5 protein-coding genes and 1 pseudogene are annotated in these 6,190 nt (G+C 36.9%); 2 read left to right on the forward strand and 4 right to left on the reverse strand.

Annotation, left to right across the window (positions count from 1 at the left end):
- The first annotated feature begins 54 nt into the window (after positions 1 to 54).
- On the forward strand, positions 55 to 345 hold the full coding sequence (locus tag M0R16_12725; protein MCK9613737.1) for a hypothetical protein: 291 nt from the start codon (positions 55 to 57) through the stop codon (positions 343 to 345).
- Between the two features lie 6 nt (positions 346 to 351).
- Here M0R16_12725 and M0R16_12730 read toward each other — a convergent pair whose 3' ends face one another.
- The 4 genes and pseudogenes from M0R16_12730 to M0R16_12745 all read right to left on the reverse strand — a co-directional run bounded on the left by M0R16_12730 (position 352) and on the right by M0R16_12745 (position 3,321).
- On the reverse strand, positions 352 to 1,107 hold the full coding sequence (locus M0R16_12730) for a DUF1295 domain-containing protein (protein ID MCK9613738.1): 756 nt from the start codon (positions 1,105 to 1,107) through the stop codon (positions 352 to 354).
- A 13-nt stretch (positions 1,108 to 1,120) separates the two neighbouring features.
- On the reverse strand, positions 1,121 to 2,095 hold the full coding sequence (locus M0R16_12735) for an NAD-dependent epimerase/dehydratase family protein (GenBank protein ID MCK9613739.1): 975 nt from the start codon (positions 2,093 to 2,095) through the stop codon (positions 1,121 to 1,123).
- A gap of 221 nt (positions 2,096 to 2,316) precedes the next feature.
- Positions 2,317 to 2,562 carry a CBS domain-containing protein gene (locus M0R16_12740; GenBank protein ID MCK9613740.1) on the reverse strand — a complete coding sequence of 82 codons (246 nt, stop codon included), beginning with the start codon at positions 2,560 to 2,562 and terminating at the stop codon, positions 2,317 to 2,319.
- Between the two features lie 342 nt (positions 2,563 to 2,904).
- Positions 2,905 to 3,321, reverse strand: a pseudogene (locus M0R16_12745) (DUF21 domain-containing protein).
- Positions 3,322 to 4,097: 776 nt separating this feature from the next.
- Between M0R16_12745 and M0R16_12750 the strand changes: the two are divergent.
- Positions 4,098 to 5,885 (forward strand): hypothetical protein, encoded by a 1,788-nt coding sequence (locus tag M0R16_12750; GenBank protein MCK9613741.1) that lies wholly within the window; start codon positions 4,098 to 4,100, stop codon positions 5,883 to 5,885.
- Positions 5,886 to 6,190 lie beyond the last annotated feature (305 nt).

A 6,190-nucleotide genomic window follows, 5' to 3' on the forward strand; every position in this document is an offset into this window, starting at 1 on the left:
AAAATATTTGATTTAAAGCCAGAAAATAAATAATAACCTTAAACAATTAAGTATATGGAAATCTACAGCCCTTATCGCAAAAGTAATACAAGTTTTGCTTCTAATACTTTAAAAATTACTCCTGTTTCGGATAAACAAGAAAATGAAAAAACAATAAACGATTTTAGAGAATTAGATGATTATGAAATGGGAGGAAGCATTAATATAAAATTCGAAAATGTGGTTAATGAAGGCACCGTAAAAAGGAAAAAGAAAAATATTAACACTTCCCGGTTTTTTAAAAGCTTCTTTGGATGGATTTTTGGAGTCTTCAAAGGATTTTTCGAATACGAAGAAGTAATGTAAAACCCATTAATACAAAAAGGGGATAATCGCCTTTCTTTTTGATGGGTAATCACAAAAATTATTCTTATACCAGTGGTGGTTGGATACAGCCCTTGGCAAGAGATTTACAATAGTCCAGACACAAAATGACAAGCCGGCCAGCGACCAGGATAATATGGCAAATCCCACCCATTCCAACATTTCGCCAAAATAATTCGGGCATGAAATAAAACGGTACATCCCTCCGTGAGGTATCTGATAATCATGAGAATTTTTACGAATATTGATTAGTATGTTATCGGAATATACATGGATGCTGAAGCCTGCAACAAACAAAACCAACCCGGAGATAAACCTTGGGTCGCTGAACCATTCTGTGCTGTAATCTGCAAAAAATCCAAGATAATAGCCGTTGAAAAAAGCATTGAAGGCATTAAACATGATACCAAAACTCATCACGGCAGCAGGCATCATTTTTCCTTCGGTTTTCAGACGGAACGGAAATATCAGGTCGCGGTAAAAGTAATGCATCATCCAAAGGGCGTATATAAAAAGGCATACTGTATTTCCGGTGTTGTTGCCCATAAAGAAAAAAAGCGAAAAAACCAGCAGGGGAGGAGCTTCCATAATTATCCATCCCAGGCGGTTATTGATAAGTGCGCCCCATTTTTTGCTGATAAATTTACCATAAGGGGCTGTGATTTTAAAGAGCAGACCGAAAATTATAAGCCCTATCAGCATCCAGGCAATAATGAGTTGATTAAAAAAAGTTTCTGATATCATTTTTGAAAAAAAATTATAAATAAGAGTTCTCTTTAAACCAGATAAATGCATCGTGAATGCTTTCATAGAGTTCACGATAAGAAAAATTCAGTTCTTTGCGGGCTTTTTCAGAAGAGATGTCCGGATGGCTGCACCGGAGTATTTCAATTGTTTGTCTGTTAAAAACTACTTTAATTTCTTTGTTTAGTAAAGGCCTTACTATGGGCACTGAAAGCTTTGCAAGCCATAACGGGCAAATAAAACCCGGGGTTTTTACTCCGCAAACCTTAGCGAAAATTTCGCCAAACTCCCGTATACAGTGCCATTTACCCGATAGCAAATATTTTTCACCCGGGCGTGCCATCGTAATTGCATTGACAGTGGCCGCAGCCACATCGCGTACATCCACAAAGTCGTAGCCTCCGTTAACCAAGGCAGGAATCTTTCTATGGTAAAGATTTAGCATGGTGCGACCAATGAGCGAAGGCTTGTAGTCGCCGGGGCCAATGACAGAGGTAGGATTCAGTACAACGGTTTCAAATTTACCGCTGTTGGCTTCCCTGACCAAAACTTCAGACATTGCTTTGGTTTTGTCATAAATAAATTCAGAATCAGTAACAAGCGGGCGCAGCTCATCAAGGGGTTTATCTAATGGAAATGCATTAAAAGCATGTATGGAACTGAAGTGAATCAAGCGTTTTACACCATGCTGAAGGCATTTTTTAATGAGGTTTTTTGTCCCTGTAACATTGGTTTCATAAACGGCATTGTCATCATCAAGGTTCACAGAAATGTATGCAGCCATATTGATGACGACATCCACACCTTGCAGAAAAGCATCCAGAGTTTCAGGAGCGGTAAGGTTGCCTTTAAATATATGAACGGGAAGTTTGCTGAAAGACCTGTCGTCGCGATATGACAATACATTGATTTCAAAACCTTTTTCTATCAGTAACGGGCATAAGCTGGCCCCAACGTGTCCACTCGCTCCGGTAACGGCAACTTTCATGTTGAATTTTTTGCGAAGATAGTTTTTTTTTAAAAAAAGAAGAGCTTATTGTTTTGACCTTGAAATTAATTAGTGACAAAATACGTAACGCCCGGAGGCTCCACGGTGATTGAAGCAAACGACACACTGATAATTATCTCAGACAATCCCGAAGAGCTTGACAAAGTGAGCGATTGCCTTATTAAACCCTAAACAGCTTATATCGGGGTGGCAGCATTTTGTTAATCTTTCCCTTTGTTGATTTTATCCAGCAGGCGGTATTTTTCCTGCCTCATCTTCCATCTTTCCCTGGCAAACTGCTGCATATCTGCAACGGTGTCTTTCTCGTCAATAATTTCAAACCCAAGGAGTGTTTCTATGATGTCTTCCATGGTAACTATCCCATCCATTCCTCCATACTCGTCCACAACAACGGCTATGTGTTCTTTTTTTTCAAGCAATAACTCCCAGGCTCTGAAAAGAGGCATAGAGTCGGGCATAAAAACGATTTCCCTTTTCAAGTCTTTCAGTTTCAGGCCAACATTATCTTCGGCAAGTTTTTCGAAAACAGTTTGACGGAAAACATAACCCGTAATATGTTCATCGTTTCCTGAATAAATAGGTATTCTTGAAAATTTTAAATACTCCTTATTCTTCAGGAAATCGTTGAGGTCCATATTTTCATCGGCAACGGAAACCACCACTCTGGGAGTCATAACTTCGTGTGTTTTTATAGTTTTCAGGCGTATCAGGTTTTGAATTATTTTATTTTCTTTTTCGCCAAATACACCTTCATCGGCTCCAATGTTTGCCAGAGCCGAAATTTCCTCCCTGCTGGTGGTTTGTTCTGTGGATTTGCTTGAGATAATCCTTGTAATATATGATGAAATGATAACCAGAGGATAAGTAATAAAAATCATAAAGCGAATAACAACCCCGGCCATGTTTGCAAATTTCCTCCAATACTTAGCGCCAATGGTCTTTGGTATTATTTCTGTCAGCACGAGTATCAGAATTGTCAGTATGGCCGAAACCAACCCGAAGTAAGCTTCTCCAAAGACTTATGTCGCTTGTGCACCAACACCCGCAGCACCAAAGGTATGAGCAGCCGTATTCAGAGAAAGGATAGCCGAAAGCGGCTTGTCAACATTTTGTTTAAGTTTTTTAAGGTGTAAAGCTCCTTTTTTCCCTGATTTCTCAATGACCTTTAAAAAAGTATAAGGTGTTGATAGCAATACTGCTTCCATAATTGAGCAGATAAAGGAAATAATAAGAGCCAGAAATAAGTAAAAAAGAAGTAGTGTCATCCATACGAATTTGTCGCACAAAAATAATGAAAATTCAGTTGATAACTGCCTGTTGACGGCGGGTTATAGGATTTCAACATTACGGCTTAAACCAAGATTTGTCATTAGGAATATAATGAACTAATGACAAATGCGAAAGGAAGCGGGCAGAATCTGCATGTCCCGCACACAATGTGTCGGGGGGTAATCCGGACATAGAAAATCTTACATTTTAAACTTTATAAAATGTTAAATTTTCTTAGTCGATTCGTCATTACAATATGCTGGTTTACTTATGCTTATATGATTAATTTTCTAATGACGGTCATAAGAAATTAATTTTTAAATGACAAATTTGGATTAATGTAACCTGCGGACTTGTGCCTGCCTGTTTTATAACTCCTATTATGTTAAAGCTGCAACGATACTAAAATAAAACTAACATAGCGAAAAGCCCGCCGGTAAAATATGTGGGGCGCAAAAGCATTTTGCCTGGCGGGTGAAAAAATACATTGAAAACAATATGTTTAATAAAATTTTTTATATTTGAAAAAAAAACGTTTGTAAGCGATTGTAAGCATTTGTAAATGGACTTGCGGCAACACAATCGTTGTGGGCAATTATGACAAAAGCAATTATAATATGACACGTCGAATTGAAATAAATAATTTATTATTCGAATTCCATTCTTTATTTTTAATGCTGAAATTAATATTGAAAACAAAAAAGAAAAACATATGAAAACGAGACTATTATTTGTACTTTTCATTTTTGCATTTATTCATATACATGCACAGGAAAAAATCTTTTATGGCGATTGCAAAAACGGTTTTGGAGTAAAAGTAACAGCCGATAAAACATCAATCTTAGGATATTTCCAGGACGGCCAAATGAATGGTTACTCACTTGCCATCATGCCTAATGGAGATATGTACGCTGGTTTTTTAAAAAACAATGTATGCTGGGGCAAAGGAATTTTTCTTTATTCACAAGGTTTTATTTATATGGGCGATTATGTGAATAATGCGATGGAAGGTTCAGGTACTCTTTTTGTTCCCAACACGCAAATCCAGGATGGGACATTCAGCAAAAACCAACAGGTACAGGTTACAAAAATTGAAACCAAAAACGTAAATTCCACCTGTCTTTTGGGCGACTGCGAAAAAGGGCCAGGCCTGATATTCGAAAACGTTCAATCATTTTCTTGCATTGGAAAAGATATGATTTTTGAAAGAAGGCCAGATGGTTACCAGTATTTCGGTCCCCGCAGTGGTGAGGGCTATATGGCCATCATAACCAAAGAATACTTTTATGTGGGTATGGGAAAAGACCGTTTACCCAAGGGCGAGGGAGGAAAATTCTACAACCTGACATCGACAGTTGATTTTGGCAATTGGTATTCGATAAAAATAGGAGATCAGGATATTTCCATCTGTTGCGGGCTGAACAAAACCTGTCCTTTACAAATAAGTCTTTCTAATCAGTTTAAAGTGCCTGTGAATGAAAAAATCAACAATGTGAAATTTAGCAAAGATTTTAGAAAAATGATGGTATGGCTTGAGGATCTGAGTTGTGTCAGTTACGATATTGATAAAAAAATACTAAGCCCGCTATCGGGTAGTGATAAAGTCAGGGGCTTCGCCATTTCAAATGATGGAAAATTTGGCGCATATATTACTCCCGATCAACTAAAGGTTTTTGATCTATCTACAAACAAGGTTTTATTCACTTTTAATGATACAGTTATAAGTGACCGGCTTGTGTTTACTCCGGACAATAAGTACTTGATTTATTGTGTAAATAAAATCAGTTTCAGTCGCTTTAAATGGATATCCGAATTGGCAAAAGTTATTGACCTTAAAAATGGGTTATTAGTTAATGACTTTGTTGTGGACTCTTACACCGATGAATTAGGACCTCTGGCTACGTATGATATAAACAGTAAAGATTTTTATTATTTTGACTACCATGGCCCTTTGATAATTACAGATAAAAATCAGTTATTTTTCAATTTTGGTAATGACATTAAAATTATAGATTGCATGACTGATTCATTAAAAAAATTCTTTAAGTATTCCTATGAAGAACGTAGAAAAAGCCTTATATTACGGTTTACTGTTTCGCCTTCAGGTACACGCCTTGCTACTGTCAATGAACAAGGAGTCCGTATTTGGAATGCTAAAACTGCAAAAGAAGAAACATGGATTTCGGAAACCTCCAACTACACTATAAAAGATATGTCAGAATCAGATGATATACGGGATAAAGATTTTATATCAACGAAGATTAAATCACTAAACTTCTCTCCCAACGATTCTTCTTTAATAATAAAAATTGATGATAATCTGATGTTTATAAAACTTGATCAAAAAACATCGGGGCAGTCAGGAGATAAAACATGGTTTAAAAATTATACAGTATTACAAACCATTAAGATACCGTATGTAGTGATTTCACTTGATGGTTCTAAGTTGATTTACAGATCTTGGGATGGGGTAATATCAATTTATGATATTAAATATTAGGCAGGTGAAGAAAAAAGTGAAAAATGCGGGTTAAATATTTAATTAATTAATGTGCATTGATGGAAAAGGAAAAAGAACAATATTAACAATCTATAAAATAAATAAATAACTGCCCACAACATGCGGTATAGCCAATAAGGGTTTCAGAGGTGTGCGAAGCACATCGCCCGCATCAATCTTTCGTCTCGGTTGATAGGAACGTCGCTCCGCAATCCCTTACTGGCCATACCGCCACCGTTCGGGCTGCATTTCCTGATGCAAAGTTCCGGAGCTTTAATAAGTTTTAAAAAGTAACTGCCTCCCTG

Source organism: Bacteroidales bacterium (assembly GCA_023228145.1).
In the GTDB taxonomy this organism is placed as follows: Bacteria; Bacteroidota; Bacteroidia; order Bacteroidales; family CAIWKO01; genus CAIWKO01.

Coding starts and splice junctions, on each gene's coding strand:
- M0R16_12725 (MCK9613737.1), top strand. CDS start 55: ATGGAAATCTACAGCCCTTATCGCAAAAGTAATACAAGTTTTGCTTCT.
- M0R16_12750 (MCK9613741.1), top strand. CDS start 4,098: ATGAAAACGAGACTATTATTTGTACTTTTCATTTTTGCATTTATTCAT.
- M0R16_12730 (MCK9613738.1), bottom strand. CDS start 1,107: ATGATATCAGAAACTTTTTTTAATCAACTCATTATTGCCTGGATGCTG.
- M0R16_12740 (MCK9613740.1), bottom strand. CDS start 2,562: ATGCCTCTTTTCAGAGCCTGGGAGTTATTGCTTGAAAAAAAAGAACAC.
- M0R16_12735 (MCK9613739.1), bottom strand. CDS start 2,095: ATGAAAGTTGCCGTTACCGGAGCGAGTGGACACGTTGGGGCCAGCTTA.